A 23,273-nucleotide genomic window follows, 5' to 3' on the forward strand; every position below is an offset into this window, starting at 1 on the left:
CCAAACATTTGTTAATGTTGTGTTCTAAAAGATTATTCCCCTACAGGAGGCCTTATGATTAATGCGTTTGGGCTAAAAAACAAACAATTAGTAAAAATTAATGAAGGCGATATAAATAATGCAACCTGGGTTGATTTAATTGAACCAGAAGAAGCCGATCGCGATTTTGTTTTAACACATTTAGGACAAAACTTAGCAACGAGTATCGAGCTAGATGATATCGAAGCGTCAGCTCGTTTTTTTGAAGATAATGAAGGGCTACATGTTCACTCTTTTTTCTTTTATGAAGATGCAGAAGATCGTGCAGGTAACTCGACTGTGGCTTTTACAGTGCATAATGGACGTTTATTTACACTACGTGAACGTGATTTACCTGCATTTCGGTTGTATCGCATGCGATCGCGCTATCAAAGTATGAGTGATGGTAATCCTTATGAAGTGTTACTTGACTTATTTGAAGTCAAAGTTGAGCAGTTAGCAGATCAAATCGAAAATATTTATAGTGAATTAGAAGAATTAAGTTTAATTATTATGGATCGTTCTGCACAAGAACATTATGATGAAGCAATCACTTCATTGGCAGAGCTTGAAGATACCGCGTGGAAGGTAAGGCTTTGTTTAATGGATAGTCAACGTGCAGTTAACTATTTAGTTCGTCGTGCAAAAATGCCTGTAGATCAGCTAGAACAAGCTCGCGAAGTTATTCGCGATATTGAATCACTTGTTCCCCATAATGAGTCATTATTTCAGAAAGTGAACTTCTTAATGCAAGCGGCAACCAGTTTCATTAATATTGAACAAAGCCGAATTATTAAAATTTTCTCGGTTGTTTCGGTTGTGTTTCTACCTCCAACTGTGGTTGCTTCTGCTTATGGTATGAACTTTGAATTTATGCCCGAATTAAAATGGGAATATGGTTACCCGTTTTCATTACTATTAATGTTACTAGCAGGTGTTGCTCCTTATATTTATTTTAAATTGAAAAAATGGTTATAGATTATTTACTTAACCCTTTTGTCTTTATCCGTGAATACTTTGATAGTTTAGCGGAAATCATCTTTGTCTTATTCATGTAAGGTAATTAAAAGAGTTTAATATAACTATTTAATAATAGTTGCCATTATGTTTTCTTCTAGCTTGTTATTTGAATAAAATTAATTTGTCACCAAAGGAAATAGCATGAATCAATATGCACTAGTCACCGATATTGGTGGAACCAATGCACGATTTGCACTTTATAATTTAGAGACCAATGAGTTAACTGCAATTACTAAAGTACTTATTGCAAAAGATGATGTGTTATTAACATTAATTAAAAACTATTTAGCATCCCAATCAATAATCGTTGAAATGGCATGTATTGCTATTGCTTGTCCGATTGATGATAGTGATGTGATCAAAATGACCAATAACAATTTGTCATTTTCACGCTCTGAGCTTGTTAAAGAATTAAATCTGATTAAGCTTGAGGTAATTAATGATTTTACTGCTGTATCAACGTCAATTCCTAAATTACCAAAACAGGATCTTGTAAAAATTGGTGGCGATGAACCTGATTTAAATTATCCCATTGCAATTTATGGAGCAGGCACAGGGCTTGGTGTATCACATTTGATTAAAGTCAATGAACGTTGGATTAGCTTGTCTGGAGAAGGGGGACATACTGAACTTCCGATGATAAGTGACGATGAATACCGTATTTTAGCACAACTACGCAAAAAATTTGGAAGAGTTTCGACTGAGCGTTTTTTATCCGGTAATGGTATTGTTAATATTTATCAAGCGTTGTTACATATTAACAGTCAACCAGTAGAGGAGGTTACACCAGATATTATTGTTAAGAATGCTTTATCACATAGTTGTCCACTTTGCTTGCAAACTTTAACCTATTTTTGTACTTTTATGGGGCGTTTTGGCGGTAACTTAGTATTAACGCTTAATACGCAGGGTGGTGTTTATATTGCTGGGGGCATAGTGCCTCGCTTTATTGAGTTTTTTAAGGCATCACCATTTAGACAGGCTTTTGAACATAAAGGTCGTATGTCATATTTAGTCAAAAAAGTTCCTGTTTATGTGATAACTCATGAAGATCCTGGTTTGTTGGGTGCTGGTGTTTATTTGCAAAATTGTCTTACATAATATTGATAAGTAAAGGTTTTTTATGATGTGGTGTTATATTTATCGAAGTACTAAAAAAGAAAATTGTTATTTATATATAGGAAAGGAAAACGATTTTTCCGCTATTCCTGAAAAAATAATGTCTCTTTTTGGTATCCCAGTGTTTACAATGAAGGTATTACTTGACGGAAAACGCCGTTTTGTTGTTGGTACCTCTGATGAAATAGAAGAAAAAATTAAAACTGATGGATTTTTTTTACAAATGTTAAAAGAAGATGATTTTAAAGTATGATTGAACCATTTTGGGAGTACAAAACCCTAGAACAAATGAGTGATGAAGAATGGGAACAACTTTGTGATGGTTGTGGCCAGTGTTGCTTAAATAAATTGATGGATGAAGATACCGACGAAATATTATACACTAACGTAGCTTGCAATTTGCTAGACTCGAATACTTGCCAGTGTAAGCACTATTATAACCGCTTCGATTACGAACCTGATTGTATCAAGTTGACTCGCGATAATCTTCTCACCATTAAATGGTTACCTATAACTTGCACTTATCGCTATTTTTCTGAAACGGGGAGATTGCCCGATTGGCATCCTCTTATTACAGGTAATAAGAAGCTTATGCACAAGCTAAAAATTTCTGTTAAAAATCGAATTGTTTATGAAAAAGATGTGATTTGTTGGGAAGATCATATTCTCTAAAAAGGGTTATAGTGTCCTCAGATTGTTCACCAGCCTTTATATGATTTAATTTAGCATATCAATGATGTGATTTCTCTTAAAGAAAAAGAATAAAAAATTAAATAAAATCAATACCTTTCCTGACTGCTTTTATTGGGTAACTTCTAGTATTGGAAAGGCTTGTAGTTATTTACTTATTTTTATTAGATCAAAATAAGCTCGCTAAAAAACGAGCTCTTTGTTCATAACTTAAAGAAGCTATTGTTTCCTCTTATTTGAATTTAAAGTACAAGCCATAAATCCCCAACAATATCGATAGCAAACATATTTAAAAACATCAAAATAAATACAAAAATCATAAATGAAATATCGATCATACCAATAGGTGGTACGACGCGTCGAATTGGTGCTATAAATGGTTCTGTTAGCTGTGCAAGCAACTCATCAGCATTCGATTGTCCTCGGCTTACCCAGCTTAAAATTGCTCTAAATAGTAATAACAAAAATAGTAGATGTCCAAAAGCATGAGCGATGGCAGCAATGGCATATAAGAGGTATCCAACAGGCCAGCTAAAATTATTGATGACTCCATAATGGCCAATAAACGTAATTTTTATGAAAGCAAAAAAGTATAAAAGAACCCATGTAGCTGTATCTATCTGTTTAATAGAGGGAATAACTTTACGTAATGGAGCAATAATTGGTTGGGTTATTCGGACAATAAATTGGGTAAATGGATTATAGAAATTGACTCGTACTCGTTGCATCCATAAGCGCAAAATTAAAACGTATAAGCATATCGTTAAAAGGGTTTTTCCTAAAAAATAAAGCGATGCCATTTAACACTCCTTAAAATAAACTATCTAGGCAATATATCACAAATACTGCCTTGCTCCAAAAATTGCCGTACCGATGCGAACCATTGTGCTACCTGCAACAATCGCCGCTTCCATGTCGTTACTCATGCCCATAGATAATGTGTCCATAAATGGATAATCGGATTGTAAAGAATGTAACAGTTCCTGCATTTTAGTAAAGACATGTAATTGTCTGTCAAAATCATTTTCGATTTCAGGAATAGCCATTAAACCGCGCAACTTTAAATTGGGTAATGTAAGTATTTGCTTAGTCAAATCAGCGACTTGGTCAGGTAAAATCCCTGATTTACTTGCTTCCTGACTAATATTGACCTGAATTAATACATTTAATTTAGCCATTGATGTAGGGCGCTGGTCATTTAAACGTTGTGCGATTTTGAAGCGATCAATGGTATGCATCCAATCGAAGTGTTCGGCAACTAATTTACTTTTGTTTGATTGTAATGGACCAATAAAATGCCACGTTAATGGAGTATTGGGAAGGGTTTGTTTAAAGTGCTGGATCTTTTCAATACCTTCTTGAACATAGTTTTCCCCAAAAGAAAGTTGACCTGCATCAATTGCTTGTTTGATTAAGGTCACCGGCTTTGTTTTACTAACAGCAATAAGTTCTATTGTATTGGGATCTCTTTCGCATCTTTCGGTTATTTTTTGAATTTTGCTTTTAATAGTGAGTAAATTGTCACGTACTGTATTCATATTAATTCCCAATTAATAAACTAATAGGTTAAATGTAATGTTAAATTCACTGTTATCGCTTAGTGTAACGCAAAAGGCATCCGATTTGCACCTTTCAAGTGGTGAAGTTGCACGCATTCGCATTAATGGACAATTAAAATGTTTATCAAATGAAAAGTTATCGCCTTTAGACTTAGAAGGTGAACTATTAACGTTACTCAATGAATCACAAAAAGCGCAATTACAGCAAGATAAACAAATTGACTTAGCCTACCAATCTCCTGGAATAGGGCGTTTTAGAATCAATATATTTTATCAACAGCGTGGTATTTCTGCAGTATTTAGAATCATCAAAACTCATATTCCAGATTTAGCAGAAATAGGTGCTCCCGAGGTATTTAAAGAACTCATAACGCATGACAGTGGGATTATTTTAGTCACGGGGGCTACAGGATGTGGTAAATCGACGACGCTTGCATCATTAATTGAGCACATTAACTCGACTCAATCTAAACACATTCTTACTTTAGAAGATCCTATTGAATTTATTTATCACAATCAATATTCATTAATTCAGCAACGGGAACTTACGAATTTTGACCATGCGCTTGATAGCCTTTTAAGGCAAGATCCTGACATTATATTGCTTGGTGAATTGCGCAATAAAAAGTCTATCCAAACGGCATTGACAGCAGCAGAAACTGGTCACTTAGTTTTTGCTACGTTGCATACGCGTTCTGCTATTCAAACCATTAATCGTATCATCGATGTATTTGAAGATAGTTCACGAGATTTTATTCGTACTCAATTATCAACAAGTCTAAGAGCTGTTATAAGTCAAAAATTAGTTCCAGATAATAATGGACGTAAAGCTTTATTTGAAATACTGATTAATACTCCAGCAGTTAGTAATTTGATCAATGAAGGCAAAACGAAGCAGATCTTCTCACTTATGCAGACAGGGCAGCAGTATGGTATGCAAATTATGGTGGAGCTGTAATTTATTAAATCGAAATCCTGTTTGAGCGTAAACCAATTTTATCTATTTAACTGTATAGCTCAGAATGGAAAATAAGATATCTTTACAAATTTTAACAAAAAAAATAATAGTTTACATTAAAATGATATGTTTTTTCATTTATAATTTACAACGTTGTTTTGTTAGTTACCACACAATTGTATTTCAGGCTCTAAAAGTAAATTTTTTAAAACAAAATAAGTTCGAACAAGCGATTAAAATGAAGAAACAAACAAAAAAACAAAAAAAAAGATATGCTTTTGAACAAGTTACTAAATTAGTTTCACAGGCATCGTCAATTTTTAAGCTTTCTATTCCCTTTTTAAATCATCAGGTACATATCCGGGCTTTGGCTGTAATTCTGTTAAAGTTGAGTGTTAAACGCTGTATTTGTCGAACAATAGTTGCATTATTGAGCTTAATTACATCAAGCAATGCAATAGCTGGGCTTTCAGCAATGACAGAGAGAAAGATTCATGGCAGTGCGCCATATTTAACATTTGATGATGGAGTGACGCACGCAAATTCAGTTATTCCATTGTTATCAATTACATTGCCTGGTAATAAGGTTATTAATGCATCAGAAGATAGCTCAAGTATGGAAGAACCAATAATTTTGGATAAATCAGATGCAACTTTTACAGATATACAAACATTTGTACCATTTATAAACTATCCACATGTATCAACCGATAGAGTTCTTGAAAGTCATGGCTACTTGAAAGATGATGATGGCGATGTTATTCAAGGTAAAGAGAGTAGTAGATTAAAAATAAAATGGCAAAATATAGAAGATCAAGATATTACTGATTATGTGAAGCATAATGCTAATAGCTTACTCAATGGGTGTGATGCTCCTTATAAATTAACGTTAGAAGTCGGGGATATCAGCATTAAAACTGAATATGGTATACCATCTCAAAGTGGTAAATTTATGGGTGGAAAGCATACCTATTATCTTTATCCTAAAATTGATAGACCAAAATTTTGTTATGCAAAACCGAATTTAGAATTTGATTTTCATTCAGGTGTAATCCCTTATGACGGAGCAATTTCCTCTATCAACCCTGTGAATGGTGAGTGGAATAAGCATAGGGGATTTTATGCTTATAATTCAGTTAATCCTGGAGCAAATTTTCCATCCACAGGTTCTCATAATCTATTTTTTTATCTGAGCGTTGCAGGGATAAAAGCGAAAGAATTTATTAATACTAATGGTAATACGATTTCTAAAGGGGGAGTAACACTCAAATTGCATGCGGCAAACACTTATCCTACTGGTTTAGTAAAAGTTACCTTAACTGGCCCTAATTTTGAACATCCAGGGACTTTTATACCTTCAACATTTTATTGGAGGGATACAAATAATCAACCGTTATATAGTTTTAAGCTAGAGCGTTGGTATGTGGCTAAAAAAGGCGGTGCAGGTGGATATCAAAATGCTGTAACGTTTTGTAATACTTTTAATGGTGGTGGATATCGCGTAACAAAAGTACATGACTTGACCAATGCCAGACGAGGTGGTCTTGTGAATTGGCAAAATGGTATAGTTGAAGAATTCTATTCGCGAAAAATCAGTTATAAAAAGAATGGTTATTGGATGGGGGGGCTATTTAGTGAATGGGGACGGACGACTAAAATCTATTATAAAGATAGTGATTGGGAATATTTTCTTGTTGGTGAGCCTGCTTGGGGGGATTTTCGAGGGTATTATTGGACTACAGATTTTCATTACAAACACGATTTTAATGATATCTTTAATTATGTTGTAGATACAAATATAGGCATTGTTGGCGATAGAGGTGGTGATGATTTAGACTTTAGAGTAGCATGCGTTAGCCCTTAGTTGAGTTTTATAATTTAAAACGTATCTAATTACGACTATTTAGACAAGAAAAAAGTAGTAAATTATTGCCTAATAGTCACTTAGAATTCTGTAGTTGTGAGCTAAACAATAATATGTTATGTAAATTATTTTCAATTAATACTATCCAAAACTTTATTTTGTTTATTTCGATAAAAAATAAAATACCCAATTATTGCTCATAAGTTCTAACAGAAATTAACTTTAGATTTAAAAATACTTGTGAATATAGTTAACAATAAACTATTTTTGGTAAAAGTTGGGTTTTGGATCAAAAAATATTCTATAATTGTCAACAAGCATAGATACTAAAAAGTGATTAATAAATGGAACAAAAAATTGGTTTTATTGGTTTAGGAAACATGGGCACGGCAATTTTGCAAGGAATTTTGGGCAGTAATATTGTATCAAGAACACAGTTTTATGTTTATGATCCTCATTTAGAAAAAGGTCAAGCTCTTAATCAAACTTATTCAATTAATAATTTGGATTCAGCAAGAGAAGTTGCTCGTGAGTCTGATATTGTATTTGTTGCAGTTAAACCTAATGTGATTGTTGATGTACTTAATGATATTCAAAAAGAATTAAAGAAGAATACTATCGTTATTTCAATTGCAGCGGGTGTTAAAATTAAAACAATTGCAAAATGTGTAGGTTATGAACAAAAAATTATTCGAGTTATGCCAAATACGCCAGCACTTGTCAATGCTGCTATGTGCTCTATTACCCCCAACACTGAAGTTACTGATGAAGAATTGTCTATAGTTCAACAATTATTAAATTGTATTGGTGAAACTGAAGTTGTTTCTGAGTATTTAATCGATGCAGTTGTTGGTGTGAGTGGTTCTTCTCCAGCTTTTGTTTTTATGTTTATTGAGGCACTAGCTGATGGTGCTGTGAAAGGCGGTTTATCAAGAGCTCAAGCCTACAAATTTGCAGCACAAGCAGTTATGGGATCGGCAAAGCTGTTACTTGAATCTGGTAAACATCCAGGTGAGTTAAAAGATATGGTCTGTTCACCTGCTGGTACGACCATTGAAGCTGTTCATGCGCTTGAAGAAAAAGGATTTAGATCTGCAGTTATTAATGCGGTAGATGCAGCTATAAAAAAATCAAAAGAAATGGCCGAGAGTTAATAAGGCATAAATTTATAATGTTATATCGTTGAATTAAAAGTTATAATTTTTTATGTTTTAATTATTAATAATCTTTTTTAAATGATTGCTTGCATTACTTGCTTTTTTATGCGTAAATAGAGCTAAGCATATGACATGCGGATTTATTTTATAACATTTAGATATATGTAGTTTGTAGTTTACTTTGTCTTAGAGATTAGTTTTCTTCAGTATCTTCTTCTTCGTGTTAGTTAAGTAACCTAGGTTTTATGTTTTTGAATATAGCCTCTAGTGGCTAAGATTAATTTATTTATAGGAAGATTATTATGTCTAAGAAAACTGGTCAAGTTAAATGGTTCAACGAAAGTAAAGGTTTTGGTTTTATTTCTCCTGCGGATGGTAGCAAAGATGTATTTGTACACTTTTCTGCGATTTCTGGTAATGGTTTTAAAACATTAGGTGAAGGTCAACAAGTAGAATTTTCAATTCAAGACAGTCCTCGTGGTCCTGCAGCAGCGGATGTTACCATCATCTAAGATTTAAATTTTATTTTTTAATTTTGCTACCCTATCGGTAAATAGTTATTGATAGGGTATTTTCTTATATAGACTTCCCTCCTTAAATTCTTTACCATATTCTGGCTATTCCTAGTATTAATTATCATTTTTAATGATATTATCAACAAACTTATGATATAAGGAAAGAAAATGAAAAGATTACTGTTTATTGTGTTATTAGGTTTTTCTTCAATTTCTATGGCGGATTTACCTGAATTATGTAAAACCTATTTTGATAAAGTTGAAAGTTTAGTCAAAGCTATTCCTAAAGGTTCTCTAACTAAACAACAATCTGATTTAATTAGACAAAATTTAGAAATGGGTAAACAACAAATTTCCTCAATGCCTGCAGCTAATCAAGAGTCAGCTTGTAAACAAGGTATGGATTTACTTCAACAAGTTGGAGCAAGCTTTCTTAAAAAATAGTAGGGCGGTTGATTTTCAACAAAAAAATAAAAAGGCATAAAGATGTTGTTATAATATGATTCCGCTAAAAACTAACAATAACAACGCGTTATGCCTAGAACAATGTTAGCATATAACCTCTGGGGAAAGCGATAAAGATTGATGCTAAATACAGGTCGAATTTACAATAAACGAACGCACGCAACACATTCGAATTGTATTTATATATCTAATGCGAGTTTGGCTATCTATGACGAAAATCCCAAGGAGCTATTGGATGTTTATCTTTCCATAGCCCTTTTTTGTTTTGTTTAGCATTTGCCTCGAGTTTTACCATTATTCTATTGTTAGCTACGTTATGATAACGATATGCCCAAGCATAACCATTTTCGACCATTTTTGCATTGATATTAACTTTATTTAAGAAAATAGTACCTAAGGTTCTTTTATAAACATCTTTTTTGTTTTCTTTCACAAATACATTTTTACCCGAAATAAGGAATGCTAAATATTTACGAGATGCATTACCATAAGCTTGTCCTCTTTCTGGGGCATCGATATCAAGTAAACGAACACGGATTTTTTGTTTTTTGACGGTTAAAATATCCACTGTATCACCGTCAATGACTTTAACAACTTTACCGCTGAAATCAGCATAAACTAATGTGTTTGATAAACAAAATAAAATGATACAAACAAATAAACGTTTTAAGTGATTCATTATTAATAAGGGAAGATATAAAATTTGTATTATTATACATTGGTTATTGAAACTCAGTAAGCTGCGAGGTTGTTTTTATTTGAAAATTAATCAGTTATTTCACAATTACTTATGTTTTGAACATGATAAGAAAAGCCATGACATGCAGCCTTACTCATATAGAGTAAAGCTGATAGAGAAAGATAACGTTAAATTAAAATGCGTTGGTATCTTGAAATAGACCTACTTTTAAATCAGACGCTTGGTAAATTAGTTTGCCATCAACAAAAACTTCACCATCACCAATACCCATAATTAATTTACGGTTAATTACGCGTTTAAAATGGATTTTATAAGTCACTTTTTTATTGGCTGGTAATACTTGTCCAGTGAATTTAACTTCGCCAACACCTAAAGCTCGTCCTTTACCTTTACCGCCAATCCAACCTAAATAGAATCCAACTAGTTGCCACATAGCATCAAGCCCTAAACAGCCAGGCATAACTGGATCATTTTTAAAATGACATTTAAAAAACCATAAATCAGGATTAATATCAAGTTCGGCCTCGACAAAACCTTTGCCAAAATTACCACCGTTTTCATTCATCTCGATAACACGATCCATCATTAACATTAAATCAGATGGTAATGGTGGGCCATCATGACCAAATAATTCATTATTTCCTGATTTAATTAAATCAGTTTTATCGTACGATGATTTACGTTCAAATGTCATAAAAAAACCTTTTATTTAATGTAAATTAAAACATGCCTTAAAAAATTGAAAGTTACTTAGATCTCTTTTTTATTCCACAATGAATAAAATTTTGGGCTAAAGTTTATTGGGTATTGCTACTTTTTGCAATATTTTTGCCATTTACTTAGCCAACTATCTTGTTTTTTGTCTTGTAATAATACTGCCTGCATACGTGCATGAATTAATTGGTAAAGATTGATACTACTTTTATCTTTATACGGAATACCTGTAAGCAAATAAAGAGCATCGGCAATATGTTCAACTGTCCATATTGAAAACTTATCTTGTTCAATAGCTTCAATAACTTCATCACTTAAACTTAGATGGCGTTGATTGGTGGCTGGTATGATCACTCCTTGTTGACCTGTTAAGCCTTGATGCTGACAAACGGCAAAAAATCCTTCAATTTTTTCGTTAACACCACCAATTGCTTGAACATGACCAAATTGATCCACTGAACCAGTTACAGCCAATTGCTGATCGATAGGTTGCTGAGATAAAGCGCTAATGATTGCACAAAGTCCGGCAAGCGAAGCACTGTCACCATCAATTTCACTATAAGATTGCTCAAAAACCAAAGAAGTCGAAAAAGGTAATTGGTGATTAAACGCAAACTCAGACATGATAAAGGCTTGCATGATCATCATTCCTTTTGAATGAATATTACCGGCTAATTCTGTTTTGCGTTCAATATCAATTAGCTCACCATCGCCAAAATGAATAAGGCAACTTAAACGTGTAGGTTCACCTATAGCTTTGGGATTTCCAGGATATTCAATTACTGATAAACCATTTATTTGTCCAATGACTTGATCTTTAGTATTAATCATTATTTGATTACTAAAGATTTCATCATGCACTCTATCTTGCAAATAACCTTCGTGCCATGATTTTTTCTTTATCGCAATTGTAATTGCTGATTCATCTATTACATTATTTTGCATAAAGTAAGTTGCATTGACTAATAATGAATTAATCCAGTCAACTGAAAGTGGTAGATAATATTGATCACCAGTATAGCGCGTTGCTTCTTTGTAAATTTTTGCAAAAGCTAAGGTATCAATATTAGGTAATTGTTGTTTGTTCGCGATAAAATTTAAATAATTAATCCATTGTTCGATTTGTTCTGGCGATTTGACCTGCAATTCATTTTCAAATTCAGCATAAATAGATGTTGAATAAAATTCAGGCTCCAAATCTTGCAATTCAGCTAAACTTAATCTATCTCCAACTAAAATGATACGTAAGTCAAGCGGCATTGGTGGAATAGATAAAGGTAAAGGATGAGATTCGTCAGATGAAATCCACTCAAACTCTTTTTTTATCACCATTTGCTTTAGCTTTGCCCATAGCAATGGTTGATTAAGCAACGAGCGAAGGCCTAAAATTAAAATGCCACCATTAGTACGATGGACTAGTCCTGCTTGTAATTTAATTGGGCTATTTTCAGGTTGTCTAACACAACCAAAAAGTTTTTCAGCATCAACGGAAGAGGCAAATAAGCAATTGTCTTGAGTGGCAAAATTATCTTGTTTGCTTTTCGCTTCAGCTAGTATAATTTTGCTTTCGTTGAAAAAATAACTGTAACCGATTGGGGGAGCTGATAAATTGACTTTAATAGCTTGCCGTAATAGTTCAAAAAAAAGTTCACTTTCAGGGGCTTTAAGCAACATAAAACGTGGGCTATAGCATACTCTCTTATTAGGGCACAACAGCGACAAGGCAGATGCAACACGTGGTTGCCACATGAGTAAATGTTCCGATTTTTCTAATGCTAATTCTTTTGAAGTATTAGTTTTGTTACTAAATCCAGAAATATAAGATAAATTAGGTTGGATTTGTTGTGCGTTGAGTTGTGTAATGGCCAAAATTGTTATCTTTTTTGTTAGCTTATTTTAAATTTAAATTATAACAAGTATCAGGTGTATCGCCAACAGATTACCAAAATCTTTATGCTAACAAATAAAAAATTTACAGAAAGATTTTTCAAAATCAGGTAAACTAAGCCACAATTTATTGTTTGTCTTACTTCATTATCATCATAATCAACGACTAAATATGCTCAAAATCAAAAATACTTACTTCAAAGACGATCGTGCCTCGCAAATTGTTAGTTGGGGACATTGGTTTACGTTGTTTAATATTTTTGTGGTTATTTTATTAGGTAGTCAATATTTACTCATTGCAGATTGGCCTCGTACTTTTATGGGGCGATTTTATGCCATTATCAGTGCAATTGGTCACTTTAGCTATTTGACTTTTGTCGCTTATCTAATTTTACTTTTTCCGTTAAGTTTTTTTATTCATTCTTCTCGATGGCAAAGAATTATTGCAACGGCTTTTGCCACAGTCGGTATTTCATTACTGATTATTGATATTGAAGTTTTTTCGCATTTTAGAATGCATCTTAATTTGTCGATTTGGCAATTATTCTCATCGCAAAAAGTTTCTTATTTAAGTACGGTATTTATTGCCATTCCATTTATTTTATTGATTGAGATTTTATTTTCATTATGGAGCTGGAAAAAACTACGTAGCTTAAGTAAACGCAAACGTTATGCAAAACCCGTAGTGATTTTTTTTATTGTTTGTTTTGTTGCTTCGCATTTGATCCATAGTTGGGCTGATGCTAATTTTTATCGGCCCATTACTATGCAGCGATCAAGTCTACCACTTTCTTATCCTTTGACTGCCCGCCATTTTCTTGAACGTTATGGCTTTATGAAAGAAAACGGTTATCGCGATCGTGTTACGCAAGAGGGAAACCCTTTTGCAATGACGATTGAATATCCTTTGGGAAGGATTGTTTATGATCAGCAACCAACAAAAAACAATGTACTAATGATTGTTATTGATGGATGGAATACTAATTTATTGACTAAATATATGCCGTGGTTAAATGAATTTTCTCAAGATAATATTGCCTTTACTAATCATTATGGTGCAAGTAATCAATCTTATTTGAATGATTTTTCATTGTTTTATGGATTAGCTCCTAATTATTATAATAGTATTTTGGTTGGGCATAAACCATCTGTATTACTCGAAGTTGTTACTAAACAACAATATAATCTAGGATTATTTTCAGCAGATGGTTTTGCTGAACCTTTATATCGTTCGGCTTTGTTATCTAATTTCTCAATACCAGAGTCTAAAAGAGAGTCTAATAAACAAATAACTGAAAACTGGATGAAGTGGCATGAAGAGCAGAATAGTCTTGATAATCATGCGCCTTTATTTTCTATAATTCAATATTCGCTATTTGATAAAAATAAAAAAATTTCAATATCAACTCTTCAATCTGAAGCAAAAAAATTAGATCAGTATATTGAATCATTAATTGCTTATTTAAGATTATCTAATGCCTATGATGATACGGTTATTATTATTACAGGTACGAATGATATTAAAATTGATGAAATGAAGAAAATAGTATTACGTAATACAGGTAGCGACTTTAATCGTGAATCACTAAAAGTACCCTTGATTATGTCATGGAAAAATAAAGGAAGCGCACAAATAACGAAAGTAACTTCGCAAACTGATATTATTTGTACATTAATGCAAGACGTATTTTATGTCACTACACCGCCACAGCAGTATAGCCAATGTGAAAATTTATTTAACTTGAAGCCTAGACAATGGTTAGTTGCTGGTGATGAAAATATGATTGCTGCACTTTATGATGATAGAACAGTGGTTTTAGATGCCTTTGGTCGTTCTAAAATTTATGATCTTAATGGTAAATTACAAAAAGGCGAAAAAATCAGCTTACCGATCTTTCTACAAATTGTTACCGAAAACCGCCGTTTTATGGTCGTAGACAATTGATTTAGCTATTCGGTTTAACAATAAAAAAGGTGAAGATTACTTCACCTCTTTACCCATAGCTTGCAAATCAGCATGATAAGACGAACGCACAAAAGGTCCACAAGCAGCATGCGTAAATCCCATATCTAAAGCTGTCTGTTTTAACGCTTCAAACTCTTGTGGTGAAACATAACGTTCAACAGGTAAGTGGTATTTGCTTGGTTGCAGATACTGTCCTAGCGTTAACATTGTTACTCCGTGGGTACGTAAATCTTTTAATACTTGAATTAATTCTTGATTAGTTTCACCAAGTCCAACCATTAAGCCCGATTTTGTTGGCACTTCGGGGTGTTTTTCTTTAAAGGCGGAAAGTAATTTAAGTGAACCTTCATAGTTAGCACCAGGGCGAATTTTTTTATATAGGCGTGGAATATTTTCTAGATTGTGGTTAAATACATCAGGTGGATTTTCGCTTAATACTTCAATTGCTTGCTCAACACAACCACGAAAATCCGGCGTGAGGGTTTCAACTTTTATATTAGGGCTTAATGCACGAATTTCGCGAGTACAATTGGCAAAATGACTAGCACCACCATCTTTTAAATCATCCCTGTCTACAGAGGTAATAACCACATAACGTAATTTCATCTCTTGAATTGTTTGTGCTAATTTAATAGGCTCTTGACTATCTGGTGGTAATGGTCTGCCATGCGCAACATCACAAAAAGGGCAACGTCGGGTGCAAATATCACCTAAAATCATAAAAGTAGCAGTCCCATGATTGAAGCATTCAGCTAAGTTAGGGCAAGATGCTTCTTCGCAAACTGAATGTAGCCCATGTTTGCGCATGGTGTTTTTGATATGCGCTATGTTATCTGAGTAAGCAGATAATTTAATTCGCATCCATTCAGGTTTTTTAAGTGGTGGTGTTGTTTCTACTGTGGTTGTTGGGATTAAACGTGTTTTGTCAGCATCACGGTATTTCGAGCTTCTGATTATTGTTTCATTATTTTGCATAATTAATATCTTATCTTTGGGGTAACTGCTTAATCAAATTATCAGTTAATAAATGTTTTATCTCGTTACGGTCAATTTGTGAGATATATTCTTTAAGCTGTGTCATTTGTAATCCAGCGTATCCACAAGGGTTAATGTTATTAAAAGGTGTAAGATCCATATTAATATTTAGTGCTAGCCCATGTAGTGTACAGCCTCGGTTTATATGTAGACCAAGTGAACAAATTTTTTTATGATCAACATAAACTCCAGGAGCATCTGGTTTTGCATAGGCTATAATATCATAATGAGCCAATGTTTGAATGACACTATTTTCTAAATAACTAACTACATCACGAATACCAATCTTGAGTCGTTTTAAATCAAATAAAATATACATAATTTGTTGCCCTGGGGCATGATAAGTAATTTGACCTCCGCGATCAGTTTGAATAACAGGAATATCCGTATGATTTAATAAATGTTCAGCTTTACCCACTTTTCCTTGGGTAAATACAGGTTGATGTTCTACTAACCAAATTTCATCAAGTGTTTGTTCATGACGATTTTGTGTAAAGTCATGCATAGCTTGATAAGTTTGCATATAGGGAACAATATGTAGATCTTTGATGATAATATCATTATTAGTGCTCATGGTATTGCTTATTGTTATTGGTAGTATTAACAAAAAATTTATCAATATATATCAAATTTTACTATAATTTGACAACTTATAGATGACTTCAGTATAGGTATACTATCTATTTTTTGTATTTATTTATTGTTAAAATTTCTTTTTTATCAATTAATTAACGTTATTTTTAATGTTACCATTGAAATAGTTGATTAATTTGATAGGAATTAACATTCTTTTCTAAGCTTCGGTTTGCTTTACTTTTTTTATGAAAATGGCAGACTGATACAAATAAAACTCCATAATGCAGAGTTGTAATTTATATAGTTAGTTATAGCTAAGGATAGCAAATACTGCATTTTTTTAAACAAAAAAGAGGTTTTTATATGTCGGACATGCAAGTGAATGATATCGATCCCATTGAAACACAAGATTGGCTCAAGAGTCTTGATTCAATTATTCGCGAAGAAGGTATAGAACGTGCACAATATATTATTGAACAAATAGTCAATAAAGCAAGAGACGGTGGTGTACCACTACTTTTTGGTTCCTCAACAAGTAATTATGTCAATACTATTCCAGTAGAAGAACAACCTGCTTATCCTGGCGATTGGGAAATAGAACGACGAATTCGTTCAATCGTTCGTTGGAATGCAATTATGATGGTATTAAGAGCGTCAAAGAAAGATTTAGAGCTTGGTGGTCATATGGCATCATTCCAGTCTGCTGCTACATTTTATGAGGTTTGCTTTAACCATTTTTTCCGTGCACGTAACGAAAAAGATGGTGGTGATTTAGTTTATTTCCAAGGACATATTTCACCAGGTATTTATTCACGCGCATTTATTGAAGGTCGTTTAACCGAAGAACAACTTGATAATTTCCGTCAAGAAGTACATGGTAAAGGACTACCTTCTTACCCTCACCCTAAATTATTACCTGAATTTTGGCAATTCCCAACAGTCTCAATGGGGCTTGGTCCTGTTAGTGCCATTTATCAAGCACGTTTTTTAAAATATTTAGAAAATCGTGGACTGAAAGATACGTCTGAACAAACAGTCTATGCTTTCTTAGGTGATGGTGAGATGGATGAACCAGAATCAAAAGGCGCAATCACCGTTGCAACGCGTGAAAAATTAGACAATTTGGTATTTGTTATCAACTGTAATTTACAACGATTAGATGGTCCAGTAACCGGTAATGGTAAAATTATTAATGAACTTGAAGGTGTATTTGCTGGTGCAGGCTGGAATGTGATTAAAGTTCTTTGGGGCGATCGTTGGGATAAATTACTGCAAAAAGATAAATCAGGTAAATTAATTCGTCTAATGAACGAAACGCTTGATGGTGATTATCAAACATTAAAATCAAAAGATGGCGCTTATGTGCGTGAGCATTTCTTTGGCAAATATCCAGAAACTGCTGAATTAGTTAAAGATATGTCTGATGAAGAAATCTTTAGATTAAACCGTGGTGGTCAAGATCCAGCTAAAATGTTTGCTGCATTCCAACGAGCAAAAGAAACTAAAGATCGCCCAACTGTTATTCTTGCTCACACCATTAAAGGCTATGGTATGGGTGCTGCAGCTGAAGCGAAAAATATTGCCCACCAAGTGAAAAAAATGAATATGGATGGTGTGCGTCATGTTCGTGATTTCTTCAATATTCCTGTAACGGATGAAGCACTTGAAAAATTACCTTATATCAAGTTTGAGGAACATACTCCAGAATATAAATATATTCATGAACGTCGTAATGCATTACATGGTTATGTTCCATCAAGATTAACCAAATTCTCTGGTACCGTTTCAATTCCATCATTGAGTGAATTCTCATCACTACTTGAAGCACAATCAAAAGAAATTTCAACCACAATTGCATTTGTCCGTGCCCTTAACATCATGCTTAAGGATAAAGAGTTAGCACCTCGATTAGTGCCAATTTTGGCTGATGAAGCGCGTACTTTTGGTATGGAAGGCTTATTCCGTCAAATTGGGATTTATAACCCACATGGGCAACAATATACGCCACAAGATAAAGAGCAAGTTGCTTATTATCGTGAAGACGAAAAAGGTCAAATTTTACAAGAAGGGATCAATGAATGTGGTGCAACGGCTTCATGGTTAGCTGCTGCGACATCATATAGCACCAATGATTTCCCAATGATTCCATTCTATATTTACTATTCTATGTTTGGTTTCCAACGTATTGGCGATTTAATGTGGGCAGCTGGCGATCAGCAAGCACGCGGATTTATGATTGGTGGTACCTCTGGTCGTACAACATTAAATGGTGAAGGCTTACAACACCAAGATGGTCACAGCCACATTCAATCATTAACCATACCTAACTGTATCTCATATGATCCTGCTTATGCTTATGAAGTTGCGGTTATTATGCAAGACGGTTTACGTCGTATGTATGGCGAACAAGAAAACGTTTACTACTATATTACTACACTCAATGAAAACTATGCACAGCCTGCAATGCCAGAAGGTGTAGAAGAAGGTATTCGTCGTGGTATTTATAAACTTGATACTGTTGAAGGTCAAAAAGGTAAACCGACTGTTCAGTTATTAGGTTCAGGTTCGATATTACGTCATGTACGTGATGCGGCTGACATCTTAGCTAAAAACTATGGTATTAGTTCTGAAGTTTATAGCGTAACATCATTTACTGAACTTGCTCGTGATGGACAAGATTGTGAACGATACAATATGCTACATCCGAGTGAAACACCGAAAGTGCCTTATGTTGCACAAATTATGAATAACAATCCAGCAGTAGTTTCAACTGATTATATGAAAATTTTTGCTGAGCAAATTCGCGGATTTGTACCTTCTGAAAGTTATCGAGTGCTTGGTACAGACGGCTTTGGTCGCAGTGATAGCCGTGAAAATTTACGCCATCACTTTGAAGTTGATGCATCTTATGTTGTAGTTGCAGCATTGGGTGAACTTGCTAAACGTGGTGATATCGAAGTTAGCGTTGTTGAAGAAGCGATCAAAAAATTTGAAATCAATGCTGATAAACTTAATCCACGAATTGCATAAGAGGTTGTTATAATGAGTATTCAAATTAAATTACCTGATATTGGCGGTGATGAAGTCGAAGTGACCGAAATTCTGGTTAATGTTGGTGACAACGTTGAAGCTGATCAGTCAATTATGACTGTTGAAGGTGATAAAGCATCAATGGAAATCCCAGCACCACAAGCCGGTATTGTTAAATCAATTTCGGTTAAAATTGGCGATAAAGTCCAAACAGGTGTGGACATTATGGTCTTTGATGAACAGGGTGGTGCAGCGCCTGCAGCTCCAGCGCAAGCGCAGGAAGCACCAAAAGTTGAAGTCGCACCAATTGCTGCTACAGCAAGTCAAACTGTTGATGTAAATGTGCCTGATATCGGTGGCGATGAAGTTGAAGTCACCGAAATTTTAGTAAAAGTTGGCGATACTATATCTGTTGATGATTCGTTAATTACCGTTGAAGGTGATAAAGCTTCAATGGAAGTACCAGCAACTATTGCCGGAACGGTTAAAAGTATCACAGTGAAAGTGGGTGATAAAGTGAAAACAGGTTCCAAAATTATGGAATTTGAAACCACAACCAGTGCAGCGCCTGCTACTCAAACAGCGCCAGCAGCTTCAGCCCCAGTTGTTGAAAAAACCGCACCAGCATCTACACCTGCGCCTGTTGCTGCAAAATCAGCGCCTGTAGCATCAGGCAATGAATTTGTTGAAAATGATGCTTATGCGCATGCAACTCCATCAGTGCGCCGTTTAGCACGTGAATTTGGCGTAAATCTCGCTAAAGTCACCGCGACAGGTCCTAAAAACCGTATTTTACGTGAAGACATTCAAGCGTACGTTAAAAATGCAGTTAAGCAAATTGAAAGTGGCGCTGCTGGCGGTGCATTACCAGGTTTATTACCATGGCCGAAAGTTGATTTCAGCAAATTTGGTGAAGTTGAAAGCTTACCATTAACTAAAATTCAAAAAGTATCAGGTGCAAATTTACACCGTAACTGGGTCATGATTCCGCATGTGACGGAGTTTGATGAAACCGATATTACTGATTTAGAAGCATTCCGTAAGCAACAAAATGCAGAAGCTGATAAGAAGAAACTTGACCTTAAGATCACACCTTTAGTGTTTATCATGAAAGCGGTAGCTAGCGCATTAACAGCGTATCCACGCTTTAATAGCTCATTATCTGAAGATGCTCAAACGCTAATCATCAAAAAATACATTAATATTGGTGTTGCTGTTGATACACCAAATGGTCTTGTTGTGCCAGTATTTAAAGATGTCGATAAAAAAGGCATTGTTGAACTTTCACGAGAACTTGCGGCAATTTCTAAAAAAGCGCGTGAAGGTAAATTGACTGGTAGCGATATGCAAGGTGGATGTTTCACTATTTCTAGCCTTGGTGGTATTGGTACAACCTCGTTTACACCAATTGTCAATGCACCAGAAGTGGGTATTTTAGGTGTATCTCGTTCTAGCATGAAACCAGTTTGGAATGGTAAAGAGTTTACACCACGCTTAATGTTACCTTTATCATTATCCTTTGATCACCGAGTGATTGATGGTGCGGATGGTGCGCGCTTCTTAAGCCATATTGTTAACGTCTTATCCGACTTACGTCGTTTAGTGATGTAATTAAGGAGATCAAATTATGAGTCAAGATGTTAAAACGCAAGTTGTGGTTTTAGGGGCAGGACCAGCGGGTTATTCCGCTGCGTTCCGCGCAGCTGACCTTGGACTAGATGTTACCCTTGTTGAACGTTATTCAACACTTGGTGGTGTTTGTTTAAATGTAGGCTGTATTCCATCAAAAGCATTACTTCATGTTGCAAAAGTAATGGATGAAGCAAAATCATTAACTGAACATGGTATCCATTTTGGTACCCCGAGACTTGAATTAGACAAAGTGCGTGGCTGGAAAGAAAAAGTCATTAGTCAGCTGACTAACGGACTTGCTGGCATGGCAAAAATGCGCAAAGTCAATGTGATTCAAGGTGAAGCTCAGTTTACTGGTAGCCATACTATGGATGTAACTTCTTCAAAAGGGATCACTAAAATTACCTTTGATAATGCCATTATTGCAGCGGGTTCTCGTCCAATTAAGTTACCTTTTATTCCACATGATGATCCGCGTATTTGGGATTCAACGGATGCCTTAGCGCTAACCACCATTCCTAAAAAATTATTATTAATGGGTGGCGGAATTATTGGGCTTGAAATGGGTACTGTATATCATGCATTAGGTTCAGAAGTGGATGTGGTTGAAATGTTTGATCAAGTGATTCCAGCTGCTGATAAAGATGTGATTAAAGTTTTTACTAAGCAGATCCAAAAGAAATTCACTTTACGATTGGAAACCAAAGTGACCACTGTTGAAGCCAAACATGATGCAATCTACGTCACCATGGAAAAGAAAGACGGCACCACCGAAACCCATACTTATGATGCGGTATTAGTAGCGATTGGTCGTACGCCAAATGGTAAGTTAATTAGTGCAGAAAAAGCTGGTGTTAATGTCACGGATCGTGGATTTATCGAAGTCGATAAACAGATGCGCACCAACGTACCACACATTTATGCCATTGGTGATATTGTGGGACAACCAATGCTTGCGCACAAAGGTGTACACGAAGGGCATGTGGCAGCAGAAGTGATTGCTGGTAAAAAACACTTCTTCGATCCAAAAACTATTCCTTCTATTGCCTATACTGAACCTGAAGTAGCTTGGGTGGGCTTAACTGAAAAAGAAGCCAAAGAAAAAGGCATTGATTATGAAGTGTCAATCTTCCCATGGGCTGCATCAGGGCGCGCTATTGCTTCGGATTGTTCAGAAGGGATGACAAAACTCATCTTTAATAAAGCAGATAATCGCTTGCTAGGTGGTGCGGTTGTTGGCGTGAATGGCGGTGAATTACTAGGTGAAATCACTTTAGCTGTTGAAATGGGCTGTGATGCAGAAGATATTGCATTAACTATCCATGCTCACCCAACATTGCATGAATCAATTGGTTTATCTTCTGAAATTTATGAAGGCTCTGTCACTGATTTACCTAATGCAAAAGCAAAGAAAAAATAGTAACAATAAGTCATTTATTTAATAAAATGCCGTTAGTCAAACTAACGGCATTTTTATTTTTCTGATTTTTGATATTCAATTACTGATCAGTTTAAGGTCTTTGGATAGATTAAAATATACCAATAATTACACCGAGCGAAGTAATTGCAGTCAGAATTAAGATGACTTTTGTGGCTGTCATTTGTTTTGCAGACACTAACCACCAAGCAAGTAAAACCATAGTCAAAGGTAGTATTTTCGGGAATATACCATCAAGTACACTTTGTAATGACCGCATGCTATCACCCATTGGAATTTCCAATTGCGAATTTAACACAATATTACCAGCAGCAAGTCCTCCAACTACCATAATTCCTAGAATATTAAAAGCATCGGTAATTCGTTTTACATTATCGCCAATAATATTATCAATGGCATTCACACCAAGTTTATAGCCATAATGAAAGCTTATATAAGAAATTAAAGGACCTAAAATACCGTAAGATAAAATATAAAAGATTGGACCAATGGCATTTCCTCCTGCTGCCATTCCCATAGCAATTGATAACAAGATAGGAACGATAATGCCTTGAATTAAAGAATCGCCTATACCAGCTAATGGACCCATTAATGTTGCTTTGATATTCACCGGTAATTCTTCAGGCACATTATTACCTAATGCTATCTCTTCTTCCATTGAAGCAACAATACCATTTATGATTTGACCTGTTTGTGGTTCAGTATTGTAAAACATCGAATGTCTTGTTAATAATCGACGTTTTGCTTCGGGATCATTTTTGTAATATTTTTCAGCAAATGGGATATAAGAAAATGCCCAAGCATGTGCTTGTAATTTTTCATAGCTCATAGATGATAAATGTGTAAATCCCCATCGATACCAAATTTGACGTAATTCTTTTCTAGTTAATTTTGATTGGTTATTCATTTTTTTATCCATTTTTAGTTCTC

General features: G+C 34.7%; 21 protein-coding genes. 13 read left to right on the forward strand and 8 right to left on the reverse strand.

Annotation, left to right across the window (positions count from 1 at the left end; all coding sequences use genetic code 11):
- Positions 1-54: 54 nt before the first annotated feature.
- From corA to ACYH9I_RS07415, 4 genes are all read left to right on the forward strand, one after another.
- Positions 55-996, forward strand: coding sequence for a magnesium/cobalt transporter CorA (gene corA / locus ACYH9I_RS07400; protein WP_483560023.1), 942 nt, complete (start codon positions 55-57; stop codon positions 994-996).
- 183 nt (positions 997-1,179) lie between these two features.
- A complete protein-coding gene (glk, locus tag ACYH9I_RS07405) occupies positions 1,180-2,139 on the forward strand; it encodes a glucokinase (protein ID WP_483560025.1) in 960 nt (319 codons plus the stop codon).
- Between the two features lie 22 nt (positions 2,140-2,161).
- A complete protein-coding gene (locus ACYH9I_RS07410) occupies positions 2,162-2,410 on the forward strand; it encodes a YcgL domain-containing protein (protein ID WP_483560026.1) in 249 nt (82 codons plus the stop codon).
- A complete protein-coding gene (locus ACYH9I_RS07415; protein WP_483560028.1) occupies positions 2,407-2,829 on the forward strand; it encodes a YcgN family cysteine cluster protein in 423 nt (140 codons plus the stop codon). Before ACYH9I_RS07410 ends, ACYH9I_RS07415 begins: the two co-directional genes overlap by 4 nt.
- Positions 2,830-3,089: 260 nt before the next feature.
- Here the strand turns inward: ACYH9I_RS07415 and ACYH9I_RS07420 are convergent, their stop codons facing one another.
- Both ACYH9I_RS07420 and ACYH9I_RS07425 read right to left on the reverse strand, forming a co-directional pair.
- Entirely contained in the window at positions 3,090-3,647 is a 558-nt protein-coding gene (locus ACYH9I_RS07420; RefSeq protein ID WP_483560029.1) for a YggT family protein, read from the reverse strand.
- Positions 3,648-3,683: 36 nt separating this feature from the next.
- Positions 3,684-4,385, reverse strand: coding sequence for a YggS family pyridoxal phosphate-dependent enzyme (locus ACYH9I_RS07425; RefSeq protein ID WP_483560031.1), 702 nt, complete (start codon positions 4,383-4,385; stop codon positions 3,684-3,686).
- Positions 4,386-4,422: 37 nt separating this feature from the next.
- Between ACYH9I_RS07425 and ACYH9I_RS07430 the strand changes: the two genes are divergently transcribed.
- The 5 genes from ACYH9I_RS07430 to ACYH9I_RS07450 all read left to right on the forward strand — a co-directional run bounded on the left by ACYH9I_RS07430 (position 4,423) and on the right by ACYH9I_RS07450 (position 9,344).
- On the forward strand, positions 4,423-5,364 hold the full coding sequence (locus tag ACYH9I_RS07430; RefSeq protein WP_483560032.1) for a type IV pilus twitching motility protein PilT: 942 nt from the start codon (positions 4,423-4,425) through the stop codon (positions 5,362-5,364).
- A gap of 238 nt (positions 5,365-5,602) precedes the next feature.
- Positions 5,603-7,228 (forward strand): hypothetical protein, encoded by a 1,626-nt coding sequence (locus tag ACYH9I_RS07435; RefSeq protein ID WP_483560034.1) that lies wholly within the window; start codon positions 5,603-5,605, stop codon positions 7,226-7,228.
- Between the two features lie 344 nt (positions 7,229-7,572).
- Positions 7,573-8,382: a pyrroline-5-carboxylate reductase gene (proC, locus tag ACYH9I_RS07440; RefSeq protein WP_483560035.1), complete on the forward strand. Its 810-nt coding sequence runs from the start codon at positions 7,573-7,575 to the stop codon at positions 8,380-8,382.
- Between the two features lie 305 nt (positions 8,383-8,687).
- Complete coding sequence (cspE, locus tag ACYH9I_RS07445) at positions 8,688-8,897, forward strand: transcription antiterminator/RNA stability regulator CspE (RefSeq protein ID WP_483560037.1); 210 nt, start codon at positions 8,688-8,690, stop codon at positions 8,895-8,897.
- 171 nt (positions 8,898-9,068) lie between these two features.
- Positions 9,069-9,344 (forward strand): DUF5339 domain-containing protein, encoded by a 276-nt coding sequence (locus tag ACYH9I_RS07450; protein ID WP_483560039.1) that lies wholly within the window; start codon positions 9,069-9,071, stop codon positions 9,342-9,344.
- 223 nt (positions 9,345-9,567) lie between these two features.
- On the opposite strand, the gene ACYH9I_RS07455 is transcribed toward ACYH9I_RS07450, so the two are convergent.
- The 3 genes from ACYH9I_RS07455 to ACYH9I_RS07465 form a co-directional block, all read right to left on the reverse strand.
- Positions 9,568-10,044 (reverse strand): thermonuclease family protein, encoded by a 477-nt coding sequence (locus ACYH9I_RS07455; RefSeq protein WP_483560040.1) that lies wholly within the window; start codon positions 10,042-10,044, stop codon positions 9,568-9,570.
- A gap of 193 nt (positions 10,045-10,237) precedes the next feature.
- Positions 10,238-10,759 carry a bifunctional 3-hydroxydecanoyl-ACP dehydratase/trans-2-decenoyl-ACP isomerase gene (gene fabA, locus ACYH9I_RS07460; RefSeq protein ID WP_483560042.1) on the reverse strand — a complete coding sequence of 174 codons (522 nt, stop codon included), beginning with the start codon at positions 10,757-10,759 and terminating at the stop codon, positions 10,238-10,240.
- Between the two features lie 116 nt (positions 10,760-10,875).
- Positions 10,876-12,648: an AAA family ATPase gene (locus ACYH9I_RS07465; RefSeq protein WP_483560044.1), complete on the reverse strand. Its 1,773-nt coding sequence runs from the start codon at positions 12,646-12,648 to the stop codon at positions 10,876-10,878.
- A gap of 190 nt (positions 12,649-12,838) precedes the next feature.
- Between ACYH9I_RS07465 and ACYH9I_RS07470 the strand changes: the two genes are divergently transcribed.
- A complete protein-coding gene (locus ACYH9I_RS07470; protein WP_483560046.1) occupies positions 12,839-14,611 on the forward strand; it encodes a DUF3413 domain-containing protein in 1,773 nt (590 codons plus the stop codon).
- A 36-nt stretch (positions 14,612-14,647) separates the two neighbouring features.
- Here the strand turns inward: ACYH9I_RS07470 and lipA are convergent, their stop codons facing one another.
- Together lipA and lipB are read right to left on the reverse strand one after the other, a co-directional pair.
- Positions 14,648-15,607, reverse strand: coding sequence for a lipoyl synthase (gene lipA / locus ACYH9I_RS07475; protein ID WP_483560048.1), 960 nt, complete (start codon positions 15,605-15,607; stop codon positions 14,648-14,650).
- 10 nt (positions 15,608-15,617) lie between these two features.
- Complete coding sequence (gene lipB, locus ACYH9I_RS07480) at positions 15,618-16,241, reverse strand: lipoyl(octanoyl) transferase LipB (RefSeq protein WP_483560050.1); 624 nt, start codon at positions 16,239-16,241, stop codon at positions 15,618-15,620.
- A 365-nt stretch (positions 16,242-16,606) separates the two neighbouring features.
- On the opposite strand from lipB, the gene aceE reads away from it, so the two are divergent.
- The 3 genes from aceE to lpdA are packed head-to-tail and all read left to right on the forward strand — an operon-like array spanning position 16,607 to position 22,325.
- A complete protein-coding gene (aceE, locus tag ACYH9I_RS07485; protein ID WP_483560051.1) occupies positions 16,607-19,273 on the forward strand; it encodes a pyruvate dehydrogenase (acetyl-transferring), homodimeric type in 2,667 nt (888 codons plus the stop codon).
- 12 nt (positions 19,274-19,285) lie between these two features.
- Positions 19,286-20,884: a pyruvate dehydrogenase complex dihydrolipoyllysine-residue acetyltransferase gene (aceF, locus tag ACYH9I_RS07490; RefSeq protein WP_483560052.1), complete on the forward strand. Its 1,599-nt coding sequence runs from the start codon at positions 19,286-19,288 to the stop codon at positions 20,882-20,884.
- 16 nt (positions 20,885-20,900) lie between these two features.
- The gene (lpdA, locus tag ACYH9I_RS07495; protein ID WP_483560054.1) at positions 20,901-22,325 is read left to right on the forward strand and encodes a dihydrolipoyl dehydrogenase; all 1,425 of its coding nucleotides are present in this window, start codon (positions 20,901-20,903) and stop codon (positions 22,323-22,325) included.
- Positions 22,326-22,434: 109 nt separating this feature from the next.
- On the opposite strand, the gene ACYH9I_RS07500 is transcribed toward lpdA, so the two are convergent.
- The gene (locus ACYH9I_RS07500; protein ID WP_202112674.1) at positions 22,435-23,262 is read right to left on the reverse strand and encodes a PTS system mannose/fructose/sorbose family transporter subunit IID; all 828 of its coding nucleotides are present in this window, start codon (positions 23,260-23,262) and stop codon (positions 22,435-22,437) included.
- Positions 23,263-23,273: the final 11 nt, after the last annotated feature.

The sequence above is a fragment of the Gilliamella sp. X-23 genome (genome assembly GCF_057063545.1).

What these genes read in the sequence shown, in the direction of transcription:
- corA (WP_483560023.1), top strand. Translation starts at nt 55, where the DNA reads ATGATTAATGCGTTTGGGCTAAAAAACAAACAATTAGTAAAAATTAAT.
- glk (WP_483560025.1), top strand. Translation starts at nt 1,180, where the DNA reads ATGAATCAATATGCACTAGTCACCGATATTGGTGGAACCAATGCACGA.
- ACYH9I_RS07410 (WP_483560026.1), top strand. Translation starts at nt 2,162, where the DNA reads ATGATGTGGTGTTATATTTATCGAAGTACTAAAAAAGAAAATTGTTAT.
- ACYH9I_RS07415 (WP_483560028.1), top strand. Translation starts at nt 2,407, where the DNA reads ATGATTGAACCATTTTGGGAGTACAAAACCCTAGAACAAATGAGTGAT.
- ACYH9I_RS07420 (WP_483560029.1), bottom strand. Translation starts at nt 3,647, where the DNA reads ATGGCATCGCTTTATTTTTTAGGAAAAACCCTTTTAACGATATGCTTA.
- ACYH9I_RS07425 (WP_483560031.1), bottom strand. Translation starts at nt 4,385, where the DNA reads ATGAATACAGTACGTGACAATTTACTCACTATTAAAAGCAAAATTCAA.
- ACYH9I_RS07430 (WP_483560032.1), top strand. Translation starts at nt 4,423, where the DNA reads ATGTTAAATTCACTGTTATCGCTTAGTGTAACGCAAAAGGCATCCGAT.
- ACYH9I_RS07435 (WP_483560034.1), top strand. Translation starts at nt 5,603, where the DNA reads ATGAAGAAACAAACAAAAAAACAAAAAAAAAGATATGCTTTTGAACAA.
- proC (WP_483560035.1), top strand. Translation starts at nt 7,573, where the DNA reads ATGGAACAAAAAATTGGTTTTATTGGTTTAGGAAACATGGGCACGGCA.
- cspE (WP_483560037.1), top strand. Translation starts at nt 8,688, where the DNA reads ATGTCTAAGAAAACTGGTCAAGTTAAATGGTTCAACGAAAGTAAAGGT.
- ACYH9I_RS07450 (WP_483560039.1), top strand. Translation starts at nt 9,069, where the DNA reads ATGAAAAGATTACTGTTTATTGTGTTATTAGGTTTTTCTTCAATTTCT.
- ACYH9I_RS07455 (WP_483560040.1), bottom strand. Translation starts at nt 10,044, where the DNA reads ATGAATCACTTAAAACGTTTATTTGTTTGTATCATTTTATTTTGTTTA.
- fabA (WP_483560042.1), bottom strand. Translation starts at nt 10,759, where the DNA reads ATGACATTTGAACGTAAATCATCGTACGATAAAACTGATTTAATTAAA.
- ACYH9I_RS07470 (WP_483560046.1), top strand. Translation starts at nt 12,839, where the DNA reads ATGCTCAAAATCAAAAATACTTACTTCAAAGACGATCGTGCCTCGCAA.
- lipA (WP_483560048.1), bottom strand. Translation starts at nt 15,607, where the DNA reads ATGCAAAATAATGAAACAATAATCAGAAGCTCGAAATACCGTGATGCT.
- lipB (WP_483560050.1), bottom strand. Translation starts at nt 16,241, where the DNA reads ATGAGCACTAATAATGATATTATCATCAAAGATCTACATATTGTTCCC.
- aceE (WP_483560051.1), top strand. Translation starts at nt 16,607, where the DNA reads ATGTCGGACATGCAAGTGAATGATATCGATCCCATTGAAACACAAGAT.
- aceF (WP_483560052.1), top strand. Translation starts at nt 19,286, where the DNA reads ATGAGTATTCAAATTAAATTACCTGATATTGGCGGTGATGAAGTCGAA.
- lpdA (WP_483560054.1), top strand. Translation starts at nt 20,901, where the DNA reads ATGAGTCAAGATGTTAAAACGCAAGTTGTGGTTTTAGGGGCAGGACCA.
- ACYH9I_RS07500 (WP_202112674.1), bottom strand. Translation starts at nt 23,262, where the DNA reads ATGGATAAAAAAATGAATAACCAATCAAAATTAACTAGAAAAGAATTA.